Origin of the sequence: Ensifer sp. 22460 (genome assembly GCF_052044935.1) — a bacterium.
In the GTDB taxonomy this organism is placed as follows: domain Bacteria; phylum Pseudomonadota; class Alphaproteobacteria; order Rhizobiales; family Rhizobiaceae; genus Ensifer.
Genome location: NZ_JBQENZ010000030.1, coordinates 81,673 through 103,254, shown reverse-complemented (window position 1 = coordinate 103,254; position 21,582 = coordinate 81,673). Strand labels below are relative to the sequence as shown.

At 59.6% G+C, this 21,582-nt stretch carries 17 protein-coding genes and 2 pseudogenes; 10 read left to right on the top strand and 9 right to left on the bottom strand.

The features are described 5' to 3' along the window. The 5 genes and pseudogenes from ACTJKM_RS29650 to ACTJKM_RS29630 all read right to left on the bottom strand — a co-directional run. Window positions 1-218, bottom strand: a pseudogene (locus ACTJKM_RS29650) (hypothetical protein); the annotation flags it as partial. Window positions 219-465: 247 nt separating this feature from the next. After that, window positions 466-597: a hypothetical protein gene (locus ACTJKM_RS29645; protein WP_440661533.1), complete on the bottom strand. Its 132-nt coding sequence runs from the start codon at window positions 595-597 to the stop codon at window positions 466-468. A 103-nt stretch (window positions 598-700) separates the two neighbouring features. Then, window positions 701-1,063, bottom strand: coding sequence for a response regulator transcription factor (locus tag ACTJKM_RS29640; RefSeq protein WP_440661535.1), 363 nt, complete (start codon window positions 1,061-1,063; stop codon window positions 701-703). Window positions 1,064-1,172: 109 nt separating this feature from the next. Then, entirely contained in the window at window positions 1,173-1,844 is a 672-nt protein-coding gene (locus tag ACTJKM_RS29635) for a response regulator transcription factor (protein WP_440661532.1), read from the bottom strand. Further along, the gene (locus ACTJKM_RS29630; protein WP_440661529.1) at window positions 1,841-3,715 is read right to left on the bottom strand and encodes a sensor histidine kinase; all 1,875 of its coding nucleotides are present in this window, start codon (window positions 3,713-3,715) and stop codon (window positions 1,841-1,843) included. The genes ACTJKM_RS29635 and ACTJKM_RS29630 overlap by 4 nt, the downstream gene beginning before the upstream one ends. Window positions 3,716-4,248: 533 nt before the next feature. Here ACTJKM_RS29630 and ACTJKM_RS29625 point away from each other — a divergent pair. Continuing rightward, entirely contained in the window at window positions 4,249-5,934 is a 1,686-nt protein-coding gene (locus tag ACTJKM_RS29625; protein ID WP_440638521.1) for an arylsulfatase, read from the top strand. 208 nt (window positions 5,935-6,142) lie between these two features. Here ACTJKM_RS29625 and ACTJKM_RS29620 read toward each other — a convergent pair. Then, window positions 6,143-6,382, bottom strand: a pseudogene (locus ACTJKM_RS29620) (TA system VapC family ribonuclease toxin); the annotation flags it as partial. 334 nt (window positions 6,383-6,716) lie between these two features. Next, window positions 6,717-7,628 (bottom strand): LysR family transcriptional regulator, encoded by a 912-nt coding sequence (locus tag ACTJKM_RS29615; protein ID WP_440661528.1) that lies wholly within the window; start codon window positions 7,626-7,628, stop codon window positions 6,717-6,719. Between the two features lie 116 nt (window positions 7,629-7,744). On the opposite strand from ACTJKM_RS29615, the gene ACTJKM_RS29610 reads away from it, so the two are divergent. From ACTJKM_RS29610 to ACTJKM_RS29570, 9 genes are all read left to right on the top strand, one after another. Then, window positions 7,745-9,106 (top strand): MFS transporter, encoded by a 1,362-nt coding sequence (locus tag ACTJKM_RS29610; RefSeq protein ID WP_440638525.1) that lies wholly within the window; start codon window positions 7,745-7,747, stop codon window positions 9,104-9,106. Window positions 9,107-9,141: 35 nt separating this feature from the next. Then, window positions 9,142-9,540 carry a DUF4440 domain-containing protein gene (locus ACTJKM_RS29605; RefSeq protein WP_440638527.1) on the top strand — a complete coding sequence of 133 codons (399 nt, stop codon included), beginning with the start codon at window positions 9,142-9,144 and terminating at the stop codon, window positions 9,538-9,540. Between the two features lie 160 nt (window positions 9,541-9,700). Next, on the top strand, window positions 9,701-9,979 hold the full coding sequence (locus tag ACTJKM_RS29600; protein ID WP_058327862.1) for a CopG family ribbon-helix-helix protein: 279 nt from the start codon (window positions 9,701-9,703) through the stop codon (window positions 9,977-9,979). Then, window positions 9,967-10,257, top strand: coding sequence for a type II toxin-antitoxin system RelE/ParE family toxin (locus ACTJKM_RS29595; RefSeq protein WP_440661526.1), 291 nt, complete (start codon window positions 9,967-9,969; stop codon window positions 10,255-10,257). The genes ACTJKM_RS29600 and ACTJKM_RS29595 overlap by 13 nt, the downstream gene beginning before the upstream one ends. Window positions 10,258-10,557: 300 nt before the next feature. Further along, complete coding sequence (locus ACTJKM_RS29590; RefSeq protein WP_440661525.1) at window positions 10,558-13,620, top strand: ATP-binding protein; 3,063 nt, start codon at window positions 10,558-10,560, stop codon at window positions 13,618-13,620. 49 nt (window positions 13,621-13,669) lie between these two features. Continuing rightward, entirely contained in the window at window positions 13,670-14,848 is a 1,179-nt protein-coding gene (locus ACTJKM_RS29585; protein ID WP_058327891.1) for a YcaO-like family protein, read from the top strand. Window positions 14,849-14,856: 8 nt separating this feature from the next. Further along, the gene (locus ACTJKM_RS29580) at window positions 14,857-15,624 is read left to right on the top strand and encodes a TfuA-like protein (RefSeq protein ID WP_440638532.1); all 768 of its coding nucleotides are present in this window, start codon (window positions 14,857-14,859) and stop codon (window positions 15,622-15,624) included. A gap of 35 nt (window positions 15,625-15,659) precedes the next feature. Beyond that, window positions 15,660-16,844 carry a hypothetical protein gene (locus tag ACTJKM_RS29575; RefSeq protein WP_440661524.1) on the top strand — a complete coding sequence of 395 codons (1,185 nt, stop codon included), beginning with the start codon at window positions 15,660-15,662 and terminating at the stop codon, window positions 16,842-16,844. A gap of 16 nt (window positions 16,845-16,860) precedes the next feature. Beyond that, entirely contained in the window at window positions 16,861-17,532 is a 672-nt protein-coding gene (locus ACTJKM_RS29570; RefSeq protein WP_058327857.1) for a hypothetical protein, read from the top strand. Window positions 17,533-17,854: 322 nt separating this feature from the next. Here ACTJKM_RS29570 and ACTJKM_RS29565 read toward each other — a convergent pair whose 3' ends face one another. Both ACTJKM_RS29565 and pdxR read right to left on the bottom strand, forming a co-directional pair. Next, complete coding sequence (locus ACTJKM_RS29565) at window positions 17,855-19,414, bottom strand: ABC transporter substrate-binding protein (protein ID WP_058327856.1); 1,560 nt, start codon at window positions 19,412-19,414, stop codon at window positions 17,855-17,857. 658 nt (window positions 19,415-20,072) lie between these two features. Then, window positions 20,073-21,572 carry a MocR-like pyridoxine biosynthesis transcription factor PdxR gene (gene pdxR, locus ACTJKM_RS29560; RefSeq protein ID WP_440661521.1) on the bottom strand — a complete coding sequence of 500 codons (1,500 nt, stop codon included), beginning with the start codon at window positions 21,570-21,572 and terminating at the stop codon, window positions 20,073-20,075. Window positions 21,573-21,582: the final 10 nt, after the last annotated feature.

The window sequence follows — 21,582 nt, the reverse complement described above, 5'->3', positions numbered from 1 at the left end:
CGTTGTTCCGGCGTGGCATGCTCGACCCACATGCGCGTTTGGTTCTGCTCCGCAAGTGTGCTTACATCGACGACATTGATCTTGTCGCCGCTGTAGCTGCGCACAGTTTGCTCAATCTCTTTGGGCCAGTCCATTGCGGCACCTTGACCGTGCACGATTCCAACGAAGCTCAGGGCGGAGAGGCTGGCAATCATAGAAAAAGTCGCAATACGGTTCATTGTCATGCTCCTTCCTAGGTTTTGCGCTGGTGACCGAAGCGGCAACCAAGCGCGGCTGCTCAAGCAACTCGTCGCAGCTGAGATTACGCGAAACTCCACCGAGCGATATTGTCCTTAGGGGAAGTCGTCTGAACTTGCCGGCCGCTGGTAGGATCGACGGCCACGATACTCTGCAAGTTTCACTGACCGGCTAAGGTCGGTGCGTCTTAGGATCATCCAGGGCAGATGGCTCGACCCAGGAACTGCGTCAGCCGCAGGCCTCTGCGGCGAGCTGGTCGATGCGCGGCGTCGGCGACCCGCGCAGCTCCCCGCCGCCGTAGACGCCGATGTCGCCGTGGCCGATGTTGTCGGCGAAGACAGAAGCCGATCGCCAATACAAAGCACATAGCCCGCCACGGTCCCAGCCACTTCATGTTTCGTCTCCCCTTTCGAAACCGCCGTCCGCGAGTGTTCCTCCGGAGCGGCTTCCGCTGGTCCGTCATTCAATCGTCGGGCGAAATCGTCATTGCCCTGTTGATGGCGTCGATCAGGGATTCGGCCGGGAACGGCTTGTGCAGATAGGCGACGCAGCCCGCGTTGACCGCCTCCTGTTCGAGCGCCTGATCGTCGACGGCGGTGATGAAGATGACCTTTATCATCAAGCCGCCGTCCTTCAGCCGGTGACAGAGTTCGACGCCGGATATGCCGCCGAGATGGACATCGAGCACGATGCAGCCGATCTCGCTCGACGTGGCGCGGTTCAGAAAGGCCTCGGCCGAGGCATATCCTTCCGTCGCGAAACCATGCGCGTTCAACAGCCGCGCGACGCTCTTGCGCATGCTCGGATCGTCGTCCACGACGGCCACTTTCCGTGGTTGGCTTTCCAACGGATGCCTTTCTGAGGCCCATGCGGAAAGGCATGTCCAGCCCCGATGATGACGATCGTATGACCAACGTCGAAGGCTGGATATTGTCCTATGGGGAAGCGCCGCTGACAGCACCGTGCGCATTTTCAGGTGGTTTTGCCGTCGGGTCGAGAAGTCCCAGTCTCTCCGCGATCGACACGGCCTCGGCCAGCGAATGCACGCCAAGCTTTTCCATGACGTTGTGCCGGTGCGCCTTGACGGTTCGTTCGGAGGTACCGAGATCGTAAGCGATCTGCTTATTGAGCTTGCCGCGGACGATCAGGCCGAAAACGTCGAACTCGCGTGGCGTCAGGGCCTGCAGACGCGCCTGAAGCGCCTGGACGCGATCGTGTTCGGCGCGCCGTATCACTGAGCGAAGCAGCGCCCGCTCGACGGCTTCCAGCAACGCCTCCCTCGAGGCCGGCTTCTCTAGGAAATCTTCGGCGCCGGCCTTCATCGCCCGGACGCTCGCCTTGATGTCGCCACGCCCCGACAGAAACACGATCGGCAGCAGCGGCGCTTTCTCGGTGAGCCGGTGCTGCAACTCGAGCCCGCTCAGACCGGGCATCTGCAGGTCGAGGAGGACGCATCCGGGGTCGGAGCCCGTCAGGTGGGCCAAAAGCTCTTCGCCCGAGCCGTAGGTGACAACGCGATAGCCGGATGCCTCCATCAACCGTGCCAGCGCGGTGCGATAGGACTTGTCGTCGTCGACGATATGAATGACGGGTTCCAACTGGGTCATCCGTGCTGAGCAAGCGGCAGGACGAAACGAAACACGGCGCCGCCGTCGGCGCGATTGTCCGCCCATATCTTGCCGCCATAGGTTTCGATGATCGCGCGGGCGATCGAGAGACCCAGCCCGGTGCCTGTCGGCTTGGTCGTGTAGAACGCATGGAAAACATGGTCGAGCTGGTCGCTCGGGATGCCGCGGCCGGTATCGGAGATTGACAGCTCGACCTCGGAATTCTCGATCAGCGCCGTCTGAAAGACCAGCTTCCGCTCGGTCGCCGCCGCATCGACCATGGCGTCCATCGCATTGGTGGCGAGGTTGAGAATGACTTGCTGGAGATGTACCTTATCGGCCCGCACCGGCAGCGCCCGGGTCGGGTCGCTGGAGCTGACGACGATGCTTTTTTGTCCCGCCTCGGCGTGGAGGATATGGATCGCGCTGTTGACCACCTCATTCAGGTCGAATTCCTGCCAGTCGATCTCGCTTCGCTTCTTCAGCAGTCCCCGCAGTCGAACGATGATATCGCTGGCGCGCTGGTCGTCCTCGTGGATGTCGACGAGAATCTGCCGGATGAGGTCGAGATCCGGCTGCTCTTTCCGAAGCAGGATTTCGAGGGCATCGACATTGCTGCGGATCGCTCCGAGCGGCTGGTTCAGTTCATGGGCAATCGATGCCGAGAGGGCTCCCGCCGTTGCCGACTGGTTGAGATGCACGAGTTCGAGCAGACGAAGCCGCGCTTCCTGCTCCGCGGCCAGCCGACGGCGCCGCTCGACCAGAAGCACCGTGATGATCACCCCCTGAAGCGCAAGCGCCGCAACGATGCCGATGATCGCCGCCCAGTATTCCTCCCAGAGGCTCTTCTCCTTGAAGCTCAGGACGGTTCCGGCAGGAAGCCCGCTCTCCGGCAAGCCCCAGCGCGTCAACTCTCTCGCATCGGCGACAAAGGTTTTCGGCACGTTGACGTTGGCGATCGGTTTTCCCGCGATTGCGTCGAGGGCGAGTTCGGCGACCGCCGTTCCGACCGACACGAAGGTGACGGTATTACCGCCGACGGCACCATGGCCGATATACGTGGAGTAAGGACCGTAGACCGGAACGCTCGCCTTGGCGGCCATCCGTTCGAGCGCGTTACGCGGAATGAAGTTCCGGCCGCTGCGATCGGTAAAGACGGTGAGGACCAGAATAATGCTCCCTTCCGGGGCGCGGTCCGCGAATTCATCGATGGTCAAATCCTCGACGTAGGTCGTTTTAAGACCGCTTGCGGGGCCGGCGAGATCCGCGCGCGCCGTCGCAAGCCAGGAGCGGTCGAAATCCGAGGACCCGTCGATGATGACGAGATCGCGGGCATCCGGCTGGAGACCGCGCGCCATGAGAAGGGTTTTTGCGATGTCATACTCGTTGAAGGCCCCGACGACGTCGCTCGGCAGGCTCAACTTCGCGGCATCCGCGCCGCTGAAGCCGCAGAACACGATCTTCGCATCCGGGGCGACCGCATGCCGGTACTTGACGATGAAGCCCGTTGCCTCCTCACCAAGCGCAGTCACTACCTCCGGACGTCGGTCGGCGTATTTCTCACTGAGATATCGCGCCAGCCGGTCGATGTGAACCTTCTCGGGGAATCTGGAAAGATCGAGAAATTCCGAGAACAGATCGACCTTCCCCGTCGTCGCCTGCAGCAGCCGATGTCTCAGGGTCTCGCCAGCAATGGTCGTTGCCAGAATCCTCTCGTCATAGGGATAGAGGATGAGGATGCGTGGCACCTGGTCCACGATCTCCGCCGACAAGGGCTCGGCCATCACAACGATCAAGAGAAGCAGAAGGCAAGGAAATGCGGATGCGATCCGGGTGAACGGGTTCGATGGTTTCGTTGATGCACGAACCATATTGAACGTCCTTTGGCCATTCTCAATCGATGTCTTCGGAGGTGACGATGCGGCCGGGGCGGTTGCCCGTCGGCGTTCAACTATTTCAAAATTTAATCCGGCCCCCGCGCCAAAACCTTGCTGCCCTGCGTACGGCTTCCACGCCCAATGCGATTGCTGATCGATCTATACCGCGCCCAACTCGTGCGCGCTGCCCCAAAGGACAATATCGCCAAGGCGCGTTCCTGACTAGGCTGGGATGCGATGAGTGGCTTTCGCATAAGTAGCAATTGCGTGAACTCGGCGTAGTTCCAGTTTCGACGACAGCAGACTCGCGGCGTGCTTCGGCGCATCCATCAGTGCAAGATCGGCACGTGGTCAGGCCACCGTCAGCCATCTTCCGGCTGGGAGAATGCATCATCAAACTGCTCCGTCGTGTCGACGATAACCAGCAATGGACCCGCCTGCGACAACTCGAATATGCGACAAGATGCGTTTCCAAATGGGCGCAGGCTGCCGGCCCCTTTTCGGGCAGCCAGGGAGGAATCCAGACCATGAGCAAGATGAAAAACGTCTGGTTTGGTCTGCTGGCTTCCACTTTTGTTGCGACAGCAACAATCATGCCGGCAGCCGCGCAAGATCAGCAAAAACCCAACATTGTCGTCATCATGGGCGATGATGTTGGCTGGTTCAACATTGGCGCCTATCACCGGGGCATCATGTCCGGGAAGACGCCAAACCTCGACAAGCTTGCCTCCGAGGGCATGCTATTTACCGACTACTACGCGGAAGCAAGCTGCACCGCGGGGCGAGCAAGCTTCATCACAGGTGAAATCCCGTTGCGCACTGGCTTGACGACGGTCGGACAAGCGGGCGCAGACGTCGGTATGCCGGACAAGGCCGCAACGATTGCCGCCGTCCTCAAGGCCCAGGGATACGCCACCGGCCAGTTCGGCAAGAACCATCTTGGCGATTTGAACAAGTTCCTGCCAACGCTGCATGGCTTCGATGAGTTCTTTGGGTACCTGTATCACCTCGATGCGATGTCAGACCCCTATTGGTATTCGTTCCCGAATGACCAATCGTACCGGGACAAAGTGGGGCCGCGCAATTTGGTGCACAGCTTTGCAACGGACACGGACGACACGACCGAGCAGCCGCGTTGGGGCAAGATCGGCAAGCAGCGGATCGTCGACGAGGGGCCCCTGGCGCCGTATCCCGACATGACCAACGTCCCGAACATGCATGACATCATGCCCAAGGCCAAGTACGACATGGGCACGTTCGACGAAGTGCTGGTCAAGACTTCGTGCGACTTCATGGACAAAGCCAAGACCGACGGCAAGCCGTTTTTCGTCTGGCACAACACGACGCGCATGCACGTCTGGACTTTTCTGTCGCCCAAATACCAAGCCCTCATGAACAGCGACACCAACTATGGCCTTGAAGAAGCTGGAGTGGCACAGCTTGATGACAGCGTTGGCGCTCTCATGAAATGCGTGGAAGATGCGGGTGAGACCGACAACACCATTGTCATTTTCACGACCGACAATGGGGCGGAGGTGTTTACCTGGCCCGACGGTGGCATGACCCCGTTCAAGGGCACCAAGGGTACCGTAATGGAAGGCGGCTTCCGCGCACCGGCCATCATCCGCTGGCCCGGCAAGGTCAAGCAAGGTACGGTCGAGAACGGCATATTTTCGGCCCTGGATTGGTTCCCCACGCTGGCGGCAGCAGCCGGCAACACGGAGATCACTGAGCAGTTGCTCAAGGGTGTGAAGCTGGGCGACAGGACCTACAAGAATCACCTTGATGGATACAATCAGTTGGACCTTCTGATGGGCAAATCCCCATCCGCACGGCATGAATTTTTCTACTTCGGCGGCCCTTCTCTGGGGGCGGTTCGCATCGACAACTTCAAGTTCCAGTTCTTCCAACAGCCGCAGGGCTGGCCCGGTGGGAAGGTCACAACAGACATGCCCACTATGGTGAATATCCGCCAGGACCCATTCGAGCGGACACCATCGATTGGCCAGCAAAGCCTCAATGACCTCGGCGGGGGCTATATGAACGACTTCTTCGCTCGCGAGTTCTGGCGGTTCGTCAGCGTCCAGCAGGAGGTCGCGAAACTGGCACTCACAGCGATTGACTATCCGCCTATGCAAGACCCGGCTTCATTTAATCTTGATGCAGTCAAGAAGCAGATCGACGCCGCAATTAAGAATAAGCCAGGTAACTAGAAGGCAGGCTCAACACGACGGGCGGCTCTGCCGGGCCGCCTGTCTGTTTCCAAGGCACAGTCCTCCGCACGTCTCAAGCGACGATATGGGAATCTGAACACCTGACCTCTGGAGGGTTCGTTATGTCTGTGGCACGTAACTTCATCAGACTGGCCGGTGGAGCTGTGCTTGGCCTGGCAACGTTGTTTGTTGTTGCCTCGGCGCAGAGTTCTGGCCAAAAATTGTGGCCGGGGAGCGACCGCAGTTTTCCCATCATCTCCATTACGAGGTACGGAGAACCGGGAGCATCGGGATGTTTGGGGTTGCCCACAATCCGGATGACGCCATTTTCGGTCATTGGCCAGGTCGCCTAGGCGAGCTGGCCAATCGCTGCGAACCATTCGTGCACATCGTCATGGATTACGTGGCCTGGATCAAGTAAAGAAATCAAAAGACTGCTGTAAACCAATACTTTAGCGGCAATTCATCACGCAAGACATTAGTGATTTCGAGCGTCATTGCGGCGCATCCAGCCGAGGTGACAAGAGAGGAACGCCATTGCAACTCGCCGCCACTGCGCAGCCGGCGCAGAGGCGTGGCTGCAACCTAAGCGCTCTATCTCGGCTGCGTTGACGGCAAGCGTCAACGCTGAACACGACTCCGGCGGTTGAGGCGAACCGAAAGTCGTCGATTTCATGGGGTGCGCCGACATGCTCTCAAGAAGGGCGACGGTGATGGGGAGGTTGGAAATCAGGCGCGCTGACACCTCCCGAGCAGAAGTCCGCCGTGCCGTGCCAGGAAGTTCAACGACGGACATAATCCCTGAGGAAACGCAGCCAGGCGTGGATTTTCTGCGGGACCATCTGCATGGGCAGGTGCATCGCGTAAATCTGGTGATCGGGGAAGCGATAGGACGGCAGGGCGTCGGCCAACTTGCCCTCGGCGAGTTCTGGCGCCACGAACCAGTCAGGCAAAAGTGCTACGCCTGCGCCGGCAACCGCCAGCGCCTTGACGACCGATGCGTTGTTGACAAGCAGCCGGGACTGACGAGGCACCTCGAATGTGCATTCGCGGCCGTCTTCGTCGAACATTTTCCAGCTTTTTACACGGTCGACGGTGGCATTGCTGATGTACGGCAACGCGCTCAGCATCTCCGGCGTACCAATAGCAGTTTCCTCGACGCGGGCGATGATGTCCGGCGACGCGACCAGCCTGATCTGATACGTCCCCAGATGCACACCGGCATATGGCGAGGTCTGGAATTGCTCGTTGCGCCCCAGCCGGATAGCGACGTCGAAGCGATCGCGCAGGAGGTCGACATTCGTCGGATAGGCCTCGAATTGGATGTCGAGGTCTGGATGCAGCGCGGTGAATTTCTGAAGGGCCGGAGCGATCACCGCGACGCCATATTCAACAGTCGATGTCAGCCGCAAGCTGCCGCTCAGCACCGTTTGCTCCATGCGCGCTTCGGCAATCGCCTCATCGGCTTCCGTGAGAATGCGCAGGCAGCGCGCATAAAACCGTTCGCCGGCATCGGTCAGAGCAAGGCTGCGCGTGGTGCGATGAAGGAGTGTGACGCCCAATTCGTTTTCGAGCTGCTTAAGGTTGAAACTGATGGCGGCTCTGGCCTGATTGAGTTGCTTGGCAGCCGCTGTGAACGATCCCGTTTCCACGACCGCTCGGAAAACAGTCAGGCGATCCAGACTCACCGCCATGGCACGCGCTCCAATTGGTCAAAAAATACGACAGGTGATGTCTAATTGTATCGCCTTATTCGACGGCATGAAAGGGAATATCCCTGCGGACGTCATTTCCATCGAAGGTTTTCCCGTTGTCCGCCCGCTCCCGAATTGCCACCCTCTACCTACTCGGTTTCGCCGTCGATCTCGCGAATATGTTCATCTTCAACGCCGCCCTGCCGGCGTTGCAACGCGAGTTGAGCGCATCGGTCGTGCAGCTCGCCTGGGTCGGCACCATCTACATGCTTGGCCTGACTGTCGCCATTCCGCTGGGGAGCTGGCTTGCGCGCCGGATCGGCGAACGCCGCGTGTTCATTGCCTCCCTGCTCATTGTGGCGGTGGGCGGTATCGGCGGAGGCGGAGCCACCGGGATTAAGACGCTTCTTGCCTGGCGACTCGTTCAGGGTCTCGGCGGAGGACTGCTCGTTCCCGTCGGCCAGAGCATGGCCTATCGCGCCTATCCGCCGGAAGACCGCGCTCATCTGACGGCCGTGGTCATGACGGTTGCGCTGTTGATGCCGGCACTTTCACCAGCCATCGGCGGGCTCGCGGCCGATCATGTGTCCTGGCGCTGGGTATTTGTCGGCATTGCGCCACTGGCAGCGGCGATAGCTGCGTTGGCCCTTGCCTGGGCTCCCGTCGATCGGTTGGCGGAAGCGAAGCCGGCGCTCGACATTCCCGGCTTCCTGCTGAGCGCCATCACCCTGTTTTGCCTCCCCCTTGGCCTGACGCTCATTAGTCAGACGGGAAGCGGCGTTCGTGCCGCAATTGTCCTTGTGTTGGCGATCGTCGCGGGCGCTGCCTATGTCCGCCATGCGTTGCGCTCGCGCAATCCGCTGCTTGATCTACGTCTGCTTTCCGATCCGATGCTCAGAGTTGGCAGCATCATCTACCTGTGTGTGCCGGGCGTTTTCACGGGCGTAAACCTGGTCGCTTCCCTGTACTTGCAGGACCGCCTTGGTCTGACGGCCACACAGACGGGCATGCTCATGCTTCCATGGGCAGCAGCATCCTTCGTCGCCATCATGTCGACGCGGCGGCTGCTCGCGTCCCAAGGCCCGCGCCCGCTCTTTCTCGTCGGCATGATCGTCACCTGCGCCGGCGTGCTGCTGCTGGCCACGCCATTCGCCGGGATGTTCGGTATCCAGAACGCGTCCTTTGCTGCAATGGGCTTCGGCGTAAGCCTTTGCACGTCCACTGCCCAGACGGCAGCCTTTTCGTCGGTTCGGACGGAACGGATGGCAGAGGCAAGTGCGCTGTGGAACATCAACCGTCAGCTCAGTTTCTCGCTCGGTGCGAGTGCGCTGGGAGGCCTGCTGGGGCTTTTCCTGGCGACCAGTTGCAGCGCGGCCGACGTCCTGCCCTACCGCTACTGCTTTGTGATCGCTGCCATTCTGATCGTGTTGCCGCTGCCCTTCGTTCTGCGGCTGCCGCGAGCCGGTCAGCGCGCCTAACCCATTCTTTCAAACCGTCCGACAAGGAGCCGAACATGGCCGATACTGAAAAACTCTTCGCTGAGGTTGTCGATCTCCACATTGAGATCGAACGCTGGTTCACCGGGGTGGCCCACGCCAACGATCTGGTGCAACTGCTCGAACGCTTCTCGCCTGGGTTTCGCATGATCTCCATGCAAGGGACGGCTCTCGGAAAAGAGGGCGTGGGTGAATTGTTCGCACGTCTGCACGGGAAACGCCCGGGGCTGCGGATCACGGTCGACGAGATGCAGATCAGTCAGGAATGGTCGGGCGGAGCCTGCGTCACTTATCGCGAGACGCACGCGGATGCGGGCGGGGTTGAAACAGCAAGGCGCTCGACCGTCGTTTTGGAAGCTTCAGCGGATGGCTCGCTCCGGTGGCGGCATCTGCATGAAACGCCGATTGCGGCTTAGGCACTTCTACGATGCCCTGTGCGCGCTATCCTCGCTGTACAGGAAGGGTGCTTCAACGATCGCATAAGTACGCGGGTTCAAACCTGCTGGATCATAGACAAGTGAAACGACAGCGCTTATATTTAGCGCCCGGTATTACCTTTAACTAAGGAGGGTTGCCATGGCATCCCCGACCTCGCTCAAGCTCGATGATGAGCTCAAAGGCCGCGTTCAACACTTGGCCGAAATCCGCCGCCGGTCTTCTCACTGGATCATGCGTGAAGCGATTGCACAATACGTGGAGCGAGAAGAGAAGCGAGAGACATTGCGACACGCCACGCTCGACGCGTGGGAGGAGTATCAAGCGACCGGCCTACATGCCACTGAGCACGAGGTCGAAAAATGGCTATCCACGTGGGGAACGGACGACGAGAGCGCCGCACCTGAATGCCACAAATAGTCTTTTCGCCAGCAGCTGTTCGTGATCTTGAACGCCTTCGCAAATTCTTGCAGGCCAAAAGCCCATTGGCAGCCAAGCGAGTGGGTGAAGCCATTCTGAGGGGTGTGCAAGCCCTTGGCGCACATCCTAAAATGGGGCGCTTCATTGATGATTTGCCTGATCAATATCGAGAGTGGCTCATTGATTTTGGAGATAGCGGATACATCACGCGCTACCGTATTGATGGGGACATTTTGACAATCCTCGCCGTGCGCCATCAAAAAGAAGCTGGCTTCTGAGAGTGCCGCCGGTGTCGTCTTTGAGCGACTGCTCGTCCTATGTAGCTGTCCTCAATGCTGGATTGAAACGGGCGATGGCTGGAGCCTCAAGCGTTAAGCCAGGCAAGGCGCTCGACGAATTGCAGGCGCACCGAGCGCTCTTCGAGATTTTTTGTGCGATCTTGAGCGTTTGATCTTCTTTGATCACGACAGCTTTGGGGGCACGCGGCCGCCCGATAGAATTGCTGCTCCTACGCGAACGCCGCTCGCTTATGCTATATATTCCTAATCCATCATACACGCGAGCGGTGGGGGTGGCGGATGCTCGAAAGTCGGGTCAACAAACCACGACACCCGACAAAACCTTCGGGTCGCAAGGGACGCCTGTCCGAATATGGGGGCGAGCGGCGGATCGTCACCGCTCTCTGTTATGATCTCGTCGGGTCGACGAGACTTCTCCACCTGCTCGACATAGAAGACTATCAGGAACTGATCGTTGCGTTTCAGAATGCAGCGAAACACGCGATAATCTCTCATTCCGGCGTCATGCAGCTTGAGGCTGGAGATGGTGGCGTGGCGCTCTTTCCGATCGAGTTGGGTGCGAAGGATGCGGCATCGCTCGCCATTCGGGCGGGTCTCGCGATCGTCGAGGGCTGCGCGGGCGTTGCCCGAGAAGCCGGGCGCGGCGACTTGCACGTTCGCGTCGGGATCGCGACATCTGTCGCGCTCATTCCGGAGACGCAGGAGGAGAAGGGGGAACCGGTTACGGGTGCTGCACTGGCCATAGCCACCCGTCTGGAAGAGATCGCCGCGCCAGACACCGTTTTTGTTTCGGGAGACACGCGCGACCTGGCTGGTAGGTCGCATGCTTTCGTGTTCGAAGGCGCCAGGACGCTCAAGGGCTTCACTGTGCCCGAGAAGGTATGGCGCGCACTCGGGCACAAGATTGATGTCGACAGGTTCTACGCTTTCGGGAGCCTTGGCGGCCCCTTCATTGGCCGCGAAAGCGAGTTGAACACGATCGCCGCCTGTTGGGAAAAGGTCTCCGCGCAAGGTGGCGAAATCCTCCTGCTCGAAGGAGATGCAGGCATCGGAAAATCGCGGCTTCTGCGGGAAGTCCGCAAGATGACGCGCGACCGGCGATCAGGGCTGTACTTCTTTCAGTGCCTGCCAGGCGGGCATCGCTCGACGCTGCATCCCCTGTTGAACAGTCTTATGGGCGCAACGTCTGGACAAGACGATCAACTGGGCCTGTCGGCCTCCGCTGTAGCAGCCCCCTTTGAACGAAACGGCATTCGCGACGCAGAAACGATTGAGACATTCGCGTATTTGCTGGGTGCGCTGGGACGAAATCAACGGCTCGCCGACAACGACCCCAAAGCCATCCGGGAAAAGGCTCATCGCGCCGTGTTTCGCGCACTCGCGGCGTTGTGCGTGAACGGGCCGATCGTCCTGGCTGTCGAAGACATCCACTGGATCGATCCCACCTCCCGGGATCTGCTGGCGGAGGCCGCTCGGGTTGCACGCCAACTTCCGATTCTCCTTATCGCGACCTCACGTCTCGGGTTTGCATCGGACTGGCTGGACGCGGCCAACCCCACGCGGCTGACGCTGCTCCCGCTTGATCGTGACGAAACACGACAGGCGATAGAGGCAAGATGGCCGGAGCAGAGGCAGGGCATGCTTCCTGAACTCTATGACGTTATCGAGAGGATATCCGGCGGCGTTCCGCTCTTTATCGAGCAAATCTGCCAATGGGTCTCGGAGAACGTTGCCGCAGACACTATGAGCCTGTCGGAAAACGTTAAACCCAGCCATGTGTCGGCGTTCGAGGAAATACTGGATGCACGCCTCAACCACCTGGGCACGGCCAGAGACGTGGCGCGAGCGGGAGCAGTTGCGGGCAGCCGGTTCACGCTGTCGTTGCTTCGCGAGCTGCTGCCAGGGCTGGGCAAAAAGTCTTTGGTTAAGGCCGCCGATACCCTGAGTGATTCAGGGTTCCTGATGCGGATCAGGACGCGAGGGCATATCGCCTACGGTTTCCGGCACGTTTTGATTCAGGAAACGATCTACAACGGGCTCTTGCGCAGGCAGCGGCAGGCATTGCATCGGCGGCTGTTCATTGCTGTCAGTCAAAACCGCCAAATGGCCGCTTGGATGGACACCGGAACGCTCGCCGAACATGCGGAACGAGCGGGCTTCATCGAAAACGCAATCGAATTGTACACTGCGGCGGGCAAGGAAAGTTCGAGCCGATCGGCGATGGTAGAGGCGCGCAACTACCTGGAGCACGCCGTGGAGATTTGCGACCGGTTCGGCGAGGGACATGCGATCGAAACACTGCAGCTGTCCGCGCTGACTTCGCTCGGCCCAGTTTTGACCGGTCTTGTCGGACTGAACTCACCTCCAGCTCGCAAGTTATATGAAGATGGCGTAGCCATCGCCCGTCGGCAACCGATGGAAGAGCAATCCAGATGGTTTCCGATCTATTGGGGGTGGTGGCTCACGGGAACAGACTTTCGCGTTATGCGCGAACGCGCTCTGCAAGTGCGGGCCATGCAGGCTGGGACGGAAGATCCGGAGATCAAGCTCCAGGTCAACCATTGCATCTGGGCCATTGATTTTAACCTTGGAAACCATCGAGAGGCCCAGGATGCGATTAAGGCCGGACTGGCGCTTTATGATGAGCAATCGGCGAAAACCAACCGAACGTTATTTGGCGGCCATGACGCCAAGGTGTGCGGTCTAGGGCAACTGGCCCTTTCGCTGTGGCTGACAGGACAATCGAAAGCATCGGATTCGGCTCTTTCGAAGATGGTCGCGTTCGTCGACCGGATATCACACGCGCCCAGCAAGGCGCATTCACTTGATACGGAAGCGGTGTCTGCGTTCTATCGGGACGACTATGGGCGTCTCACCGAAATTTCCAAGAGAATGGCAGACTTCGCGAGATCGCATGAAATGCAGTCGCTGTCGGGCCTGTCGCTGCTGTTTGCTGGATGGGCTCTAGCGCATGGGGAAAGCCTCACGAGCGGACATGCGATGTTTCGCGAAGGGCTGTCGCTCTTGAGAAGCCTTGGTGTCGTCGCAGATCTCCCGCTTTATCTCTACATGCACGCCACGCTGCTCGGGCAAGCTGGCAACTATGAGTCAGCGCTCGAGGTCGCGAATGATGCGATCGAAAAGGCGAAGGAAACCGGTCATGCCTATTGGCTCGCGGAGCTCTACCGTCGCCGCGCCGTTCTTCAGGCGCGGGGCAGCACCACCAAGGATCCCATCATCCTCGACCTGCGCTCAGCCGTAGATATCGCCGAGAGTCAAGGAGCAAAGGCACTTCTGCGACGGGCGAGACATTCAATCCAGGAGCTTGGCGTTGCCGTTTAACATTGAACCTGCGAGGCAGAAAACCGACGATCCGTCAAACCTTGAGGGGATGCTTGCACGTTTTCGCGACGCCATACTTGCCGGCCTTAGCAAGCCGCTTTCTCCCCCCGCGGACCTCGAAGAGGCCGAGCAATGCTTGCGCGCGATTTTACCGCTCTGCCGCCGTACGGGCATAACCCGGCTCGGTGATCTGACCGGACTTGACCGGATCGGCCTGCCTGTAGCTCAAGCCGTTCGACCCGCCGCTCTCTCTGAAGTCACGTCGCTCGGGCGAGGCCTTTCCATGGCGGGAGCGGCGGTGGGGGCGATCATGGAATCGCTTGAGCGGTTCTACGCCGAAGCCATTCCCTCGGAGCGGGTATTTTCCACCACGGCGGATGAACTCAACATCGCCGACGGCCTGTTTGAAAACCTTCTGGCACCTGATCGCCAGGGGAACTGGCGGGCACGGACGATACCCTGGATCACCGGCGTCGACATCACGGCTGGTTTCCCACAATCGGTCCCCCTGGAACTTGTTCACACCTGCTACACGGACCCGCCGCCCGCTCATGATGGCCTGTTCATGCGCACGACCACGGGTCTCGCCTGTCATATGACCGTCTTCGGTGCATTTGCGCATGGATTGTTCGAATGTATTGAGCGCGACGCCATCGCGCGCGCCTTCGCCACCCACGGCTTCTTCGATCGAATGCGCATTTCCCCGTTTGGGCTGGGTGACGGAGTTGATCACATACTGTCCGTTGCGGGCGAGCACCATGTTTCCTTCGGCCTTTGGCTAGCCCCTTCGCCGGCAGATGTCCCAGTGATCTGGTGCCAGACGATCGAGACAGGTCCGGGCGAACCGATCCTTGCTCTTCCGACCGAGGGCTACGCGGCAGGACCGAGCATCGCCGCGGCAGCGAAGAGCGCGATGCTCGAAGCGCTGTCAGCGCGGGCCGGGGCGATATCAGGCGCGCGCGACGATCAAACCCGGGAGCATTACAGACGTAGCACCGACTCGGTCGTCGCCAAGGCCCGCCAGCTTATTCTTATGGACACGTCCGGGTTGCCGCGTCAGGCAATCGAAGCACCCGCCGTTTCGGATCTCGGCGCGCTCATCAACAGGGTCCTATCCGCCGGCATGGGGCCCATATTGGCCGTGCCGGTGGGAACGGACGTCGAAACAGGCGTTCAGTGCGTGAGAATCATCCTTCCCGGAGCCAGTCCCTTTTTGATCGTGCGGTGAGTGTTCACATGGTCGATGCGAGCGAGAAAGGTCCGATCCTGGTGTTTCTTGGTCCGACGCTTCGGCTGGCCGAGGCGGAGCCGGTTCTCGACGCCATCTACCTGCAGCCCGCCGCGCAAGGCGATATTCTGCTCGCCGCCCACGCATTCCGCCCGCGGGCGATGGTCCTGATCGACGGGCAATTCGAGGACAGGCCGGCTGTCCGACACAAGGAAATCCTCTGGGCAATGGCACAGGGGATCGTCGTGATCGGCGCGGCAAGCATGGGCGCGCTCAGGGCGGCGGAACTCAGTGAATTCGGCATGATCGGTGTCGGCCTGATCTACAGGTGGTATCGGCGCTGGCGGCTTGCTCCCGATGATGCGGTCGCCGTTCTTTCGGGGCCGCCGGAGCTTGGCTTTCTTCCTTTGACAGACGCCTTGGTCGATCTCCAGCGGACGTTCGCCAGCCTGACACGCCGGGATTTCATAACGGCAGCCGATCGCGACTTGCTCACAACAACTGCGCGAAACATGAACTTTCGAGAGCGCCGGTTCGAAGCGATTTTACGGGATGCAGGATGGCAGGAGGAGGGGCTCAAGCAATTGCAGAAGGAGATGGTGGGGCAAAAAAGACGGGACGCTCTGCTTGCGCTGCGAAACGCGCGGTCCCTCGTGATGCAGGAAAATACGGGGCCTGTGAGCTGTGCGTGGGTTGCAACGAACACCTTTGTCCGGGATCTTGAGGCGGGCGGCATTGACTCAACATTAGCAAACACTTATAAATTGAATCCTTAATCCCAGATTTTTCAATCGAGGGGGGCAATTGTGCGATGCGTCTGCTTCGGGACGATGCCCTCGACTCTGGAAATGCGCGTGTCGGCACGCGGTTTTGGATTTATCCGCAGCCCCCCTTCATTCCCGGATACGAACAGCCCGATCGTGTGTGGCTATCGATACCACGCGACGAATTAGGCGAGGGCCCCAGTGACCTCTCCATGTATGTCGCGGATCCGCTCTATGACAAGCAGCCCTATGGCCTCGCGAGCTTGCCGCCATTCGGCGGGGCGAAGCGCGCGCCGGTGAGGCCGGGTCCGGATCGCCACTTCGACAACATCGATCCAACCTCCCGGCCATTTCTTGCTGTTCACGCCTACGCCTGCGTGCGTTTCGTTCTCGACATTTGGCAGAGCTATTTGGGGCGGCGGGTCCACTGGTTCTTCGATCAGACCTTTCCAAGGCTAGAAATCGTTCCATTTGTCGATTGGGACAATGCTCAAGCGGGCTACGGTTTTCTGGAACTGGGTTGGTCCGACGTCGACGGCATCATGAGACCATACGCGTTGAATTTCGACACGATCGCGCACGAGGTCGGGCATCTGATCATGCTCTCGGAGACGGGTGTACCGACTGTGACATCGCCTGATGGCGACTTCTTTTCGTTCTCCGAAGCCTTTTCGGACTGTGTTTCACTGATCTCGTTCTTGCACTTTGATTCCGCGATTGACCGGCTTTTGCGGCGAACGAGAGGCAATCTGCTGCTCTACAACGAACTGAACCGCTTTGCGGAGACGAGCCCCGAAACGCAGATTCGCTTGGCCACCAATTTCCGGCGAATGTCCGCAACTACCCGCGAGGCGCACGACCGCGCGCTGCCGTTCGTTGGCGCCATCTTTGACAGCATCGTTGCACTTTATCATCGCGATCTGGTCGCGAACGGTTGCGCCGACAGGCGGCTTCTGGATGTCGATATCCGGGAACTGGCGCGGGACGAATTTGATACTTTTCGGCATGCGACGGCGGAGGCCTTCGGCACCAAGCCATTATATTTCAAGCTGGCATTGACCGCCGCGCGAGACGCGGTGGGTGCGGCACTCGCGACGTCATTGAGCACACTCGATCTGAACACACTGCGCCTTGAGCAGGCGGCAGAGGCCATCGTCGCCTCGGCGGACGGGCCGGCCGCCGAATTGCTCGAAGAGAATTTCGCTTGGCGCGAAATCATCGCTTCAAGGTAAGTCAAGGGAGGAAAAAATGAGTGGTTGTTGCGCAAATCCTGTTGTTGGATATCCACTAGATCAAAAGGATCTAGAAGATGTAATTGAATATAAGTCGTATCGACCAGGAGATATTAGATTATATGGACGGCCGACGAGGTTTTATGAAAGAAAGAATAAAGATAAAAATATTAGAGAATCTCTCGATGTGATTGAGAAAAAGCTAAGATCTATTGGAGAAACAGGGATAATTGATGATATAAACAGGATGATAGAGGAGATTTTGGATTACATAAAGAAAAGCTCTGGAATCGTTGGCGATGGAGTAACGATCGCATTATTTGATGGAAAATACTATAGCTTCCTTCCCGTTAGTTTTGGGGGTGAAGTAGAGTATCTAAAGAGCATTGGCGTGATTTATGGTTATGCCTATGAGGGGCACTGCTACAAGCTGCCAAAACCGCAGATCATGTGTCTATCGGAAAGGCCGACGGCAATCGCCGACGGCGATTGCGGCTGCGATTGTGGATTTGACGCGAAATTCGGCTACGCCGTTTGGTCGATCGACAAACTCGAGCGGGCCATATCTCTCGACATCCGCGCCGACAACCTCAAGACGTTGGTGCTGGACGAAAACCTGCCAGGCAACCGGTCGCCGCTCGCCTATGCGCAGACGATGGCGTTGGCCCCACAGCGGCAACGCGACTGACGGGCGCGCCCTTTTATCCTCGGGAGCTCACGGCCTGCACCAGTGAGTTGCCAACCTTTCAGGTTGGCAACTGCGCGATTTTCGCCGGACCGCACAGACTTTGCAATGAACCACGCTACCATTCTTCGGCGAGTTCAGACCGGCCGGCAAAACAACGCCCGCCTCCAACTGTTCGAAAGCTTCGGACCGCAGCGAGAGACGACATTATCGACATTGCCCGGTCGCTGGCGCGGCCGGGCAGATGAGGGGCGGGGATTTATCGGTCCGCCTCGCATGTTGAGCGGGAGCCCGAACGCCTTGCCGTTCCAGCTCCGCGCGAGGGTTACTCCGCGAAATGAGTCAGCCAGTGGCGTGGCTTGTTGTCCGCCAGCTGAGCGACCCGGTCGATCCTGTTGCTCATTACCCAGGCCATGGGCTGCTGGTGCAACGGCAACATGATCATTTCGTCCTTGACCATCTGGAGTGCCTTGGTCTGCAGCTCGAGCCGTTTCGTCCGATCCATTTCGGTCGATGCCTGGATGACGAGCTTGTCAATCTCCGGATAGCTCCAGCCACCCCAGTTGAACACGCCCGCCTTGTCGCTCTTCGTCTCGATCATCTGGAGCAGGATCGAGTAGCTGTCCAGCATCGGCTCGTTCGCCCAACCGATGATGTAGACGTCGGAGAGGCCACCCGTACGCTTGGGCGCCTGTGCGGCCGTCGGGCCGATGTCGAGTTGCGGCTTGAAGCCGGCGCGGCTCAGCATGTTGACGATGCTCTGGCAAAGCTCCTCCTCGTTGACATAGGCCTCGTTCGTGCAGACGAGTGTGAATGGGAGGTCGGTTGCGCCGGCTTCTGCCAGCAGCTTCTTCGACAGTTCGGGATCGAACGGCACCACCTTGTCCAGTGCTTCGCTATATCCGGGAATCTCCGGCGCAATGATCGCGCCCGCCGTCCTCGATTTGCCGCGCATGACCCGTTTCTGGATGAGCTCCTTGTCGAGCGCGTGAGCGACGGCCTGGCGAACACGCAGGTCGTTGAACTTGTTGTCGATGCCGTCGGCCAGTTTCGGCTTGCGGTTGAAGCCCATCATGATGGTGCGCAGGTCGGTGCGCTCCATGACCTTCAGATCCGGCTGCGCGAGAAGGCGCGGTAGATCCTGCGCAGGCGCATTCTCGGTGAAGTTGATCTCACCCGACAGCAGTGCGGCGACGCGCGTCGCGGCCGAGACGATCGGTGTAAACTCGATACGATCGATGTTGGACTGCGACTTGTCCCACCACTTGTCGTTCTTGATCAAAACGGTCTTGCTGTCGGGCGCGCGGCTCTCGAGCTTGAACGGTCCCGTGCCGTTGGTGTGGTAGGTGGCGTAGCCTTCGATCTTCTTGCCGACGTCGGTCGGCTTCAGCGAGTTGTTGTCGGTAAGCCACGTAGCGTCGAAAATGTGGATGTTCGTCAGGTCGTTCAGCAGCAGTGGGTAGGGTCCGACCAATTCGATATCGATGGTGTGGTCGTCCACCTTCTTTGCCGACTTGTAGGCGGGGAGGTTGCCACGCAGTGGAGACACCGGATCGCTGACCCGAGTGAGAGAGGCGATCACGTCGTCCGCAGTGAAATCGGCGCCATCGTGGAACTTGACGCCCTCGCGCAGATGAAACCGCCAGATCGTGTCTGATACCGTCTCCCAGGACGTTGCCAGCGCCGGCTCGATCTTCAGTTCGGCGTCAAAGCGGACAAGCCCCTCGTAGACGTGGTTGAGGAAGGACAGCGTGTAGCTGTCGCCATAAGAATAGGGGTCGAGCGAATAGATGTCGCGCGAGGCGCCCCATTTGAGCGTTTCCGCATGGCCCGGCGCGGAAAGCGCAGCCGACATGACGGCTGCGAGAATTAATTTCTTGAGCATTCTGCTGTTCTCCTTGGTTGAGGTCACCTGTCCCCTTGAACGGGAATCTTCTTTTTAAGAGGCAAGGACGGCCCGCAGGCCGTACGTCTGGTCGCCCGATGCGGGTCGGCAACTGGCGCGGCCTGTCGTTGGCGCGGGCAGGACCTGCTCGATCTTGTCAGTCACCGCCCGGGCCGTAGACACCCTGTGCGCGGGGATCATGATCAACTCGCGTCCCTGGCCAGTGAGGCAGTCGAGTTGAAGCGTCCCGGCGATGTTTGAAACGCCAAGTCTGTTGTCGATCAGTTGTCAGTCTGTAGCCAGCGCACGCGCCACCTCGATCACAGGCTTGTCCCCGCACCCTTTCATGGATGTGGTTGAGAAACCCAAGGTTCGATGTAGGACGTGGGAATAGGGATCGAACGAGGAGATGTCAGGCTGGCCGGCCCGGCGGAGCATGTTGGCGTGTGCGACCGTCGCCAAAAGCCGCACGGATATGCTGTCGCGACGTCTTGCAAAGACCTTGCATCAACCTGCTCCTCCCTAGCTCGTTGCTGCTGATCGGCACAATCGCACACCAAAAGGATTTGTCAACGTATTTGTCGACAATTATGAGTACTACTATCAGCCATATTGTCGACAATCTACGCGGCGGCTAGGTCCCCCGCGCTGCCGGGTGCTAGTTCAGTTTTCCAGAGTTGTTGCGGCAAGTAAGAACGTCGATGCGGGCGCGTACGCGGGCGACGCCTTCGGCGATACTCGCGCTTGGAATGGATGAGTAGCCCATGCGGAAATAGCGGCAAGGCTGGTCGCTTCTCGGGAAGAAGGGCGAGCCGGATTCGACCAGCACGCCGTCCTGCCGCAGTTCGCTCACCAGACGGTCGGCATCCAGCCCCTCCGGCCCCTCCATCCAGAAGGACGTGCCGCCGAAGGTTGAGGAACCGGCGATCGTCAAGTTTTCGCGGCGAAGCGACTCTGCCATCAGCACATGACGCTTGTGGTACTCGGTCCGCATGCGGTGCAGTACGGCGTCATAATGGCCGAGCGCCAGAAAATAGGCAGCGGTGCGCTGCAGGTGGCCGGGCGGGTGACGCAGCATCAGCGAGCGAAGCGCGCGCGCCTCGCGAATGAAGGGTGCAGGCGCCACGAGATAGCCGAGCCGAAGCCCGGGAAACAGGGATTTTGAGAAGCTGCCGATGTAGAGCACCCGGCCCGTCGGATCGAGCGCTTTCAGCGCCGGCGAGGGCGGAGCGAGGTAGCTGATCTCGAACTCGTAGTCGTCCTCGACAATGACGAAATCTCTCTCCTCCGCTGCTTCAAGCAGTTGCGTTCGCCGGTCGACCGGCATGGTCGCGCCTGTCGGCGAATGGTGGCTCGGGGTCACGAAGACGGCGTCGACTTTCTCCGGTAGCGCATCCGGCGACAGGCCCTCGCGATCGACGTCGACGGTCGTGACGTCAGCACCGCTGAGCAGCAGCGAGGCGCTGATATCCGGGTGGCAAGGGTTTTCGCAGACGGCGGCTGAGCCCTTTTCCAGGATCAGTCGGGTGACGATCCAGAGCGCATTCTGCGCGCCGACGGTAACGAGGATTTCGTCCGGAGTGGCGTGAATGCCGCGCCGCGGCAGCGTGCGCGAGCAGATGTAGTTGACGAGCCGCACGTCGTCGGCAGCGGCGAAATCGCTCGCCATCAGCACGAAGTCCTCGCGCGCAAGCGCCCGGCGAGCGCAATCACGCCAGGCGTTGAGGTCAAACAGCGTGGGGTCCATCTGGCCGTAGAGGAAGGGGAAAGGGTAGCGTCGCCAGTCCAGCGGTTTGTGGACCTGGCGCACGACGTCGAAGCTCATCTTGATCTTGCGGCTCCAATCGACCGGATCGGCGCCGCCCGATGGGCGTTCCCCTTCCACATCCATGCCTGGCGGATTGCCGGCGATACGATAGGAACTGCGGTTGACGGCTTCGACATAGCCTTGGCTGATCAGTTCCTGATAGGCGAGCGTCACCGTGATGCGCGAGATCCGGAGATAGTCCGCGAGTTTGCGCGTGGAAGGCAGGTGCGCGTGCGGCTGCACCCGCCCGGCAAGCACGGCCGAAACGATCGTTTCGCGCAGCTGTGCCTGCAGGCCAATCCCGCTGTCGCGATCGATGAAGAAGATGGTTTCGGAAACATTCGTCCGCACGACGCCGGCC

Excerpts from the sequence above, each read along its gene's own strand:
- ACTJKM_RS29580 (WP_440638532.1), top strand. The coding sequence starts at position 14,857 with ATGGTCGATGCGAGCGAGAAAGGTCCGATCCTGGTGTTTCTTGGTCCG.
- ACTJKM_RS29570 (WP_058327857.1), top strand. The coding sequence starts at position 16,861 with ATGAGTGGTTGTTGCGCAAATCCTGTTGTTGGATATCCACTAGATCAA.
- ACTJKM_RS29590 (WP_440661525.1), top strand. The coding sequence starts at position 10,558 with ATGCTCGAAAGTCGGGTCAACAAACCACGACACCCGACAAAACCTTCG.
- ACTJKM_RS29615 (WP_440661528.1), bottom strand. The coding sequence starts at position 7,628 with ATGGCGGTGAGTCTGGATCGCCTGACTGTTTTCCGAGCGGTCGTGGAA.
- ACTJKM_RS29585 (WP_058327891.1), top strand. The coding sequence starts at position 13,670 with ATGCTTGCACGTTTTCGCGACGCCATACTTGCCGGCCTTAGCAAGCCG.
- ACTJKM_RS29595 (WP_440661526.1), top strand. The coding sequence starts at position 9,967 with ATGCCACAAATAGTCTTTTCGCCAGCAGCTGTTCGTGATCTTGAACGC.
- ACTJKM_RS29635 (WP_440661532.1), bottom strand. The coding sequence starts at position 1,844 with ATGACCCAGTTGGAACCCGTCATTCATATCGTCGACGACGACAAGTCC.
- ACTJKM_RS29600 (WP_058327862.1), top strand. The coding sequence starts at position 9,701 with ATGGCATCCCCGACCTCGCTCAAGCTCGATGATGAGCTCAAAGGCCGC.
- ACTJKM_RS29630 (WP_440661529.1), bottom strand. The coding sequence starts at position 3,715 with ATGGTTCGTGCATCAACGAAACCATCGAACCCGTTCACCCGGATCGCA.
- ACTJKM_RS29565 (WP_058327856.1), bottom strand. The coding sequence starts at position 19,414 with ATGCTCAAGAAATTAATTCTCGCAGCCGTCATGTCGGCTGCGCTTTCC.
- ACTJKM_RS29625 (WP_440638521.1), top strand. The coding sequence starts at position 4,249 with ATGAGCAAGATGAAAAACGTCTGGTTTGGTCTGCTGGCTTCCACTTTT.
- ACTJKM_RS29575 (WP_440661524.1), top strand. The coding sequence starts at position 15,660 with ATGCGTCTGCTTCGGGACGATGCCCTCGACTCTGGAAATGCGCGTGTC.
- ACTJKM_RS29605 (WP_440638527.1), top strand. The coding sequence starts at position 9,142 with ATGGCCGATACTGAAAAACTCTTCGCTGAGGTTGTCGATCTCCACATT.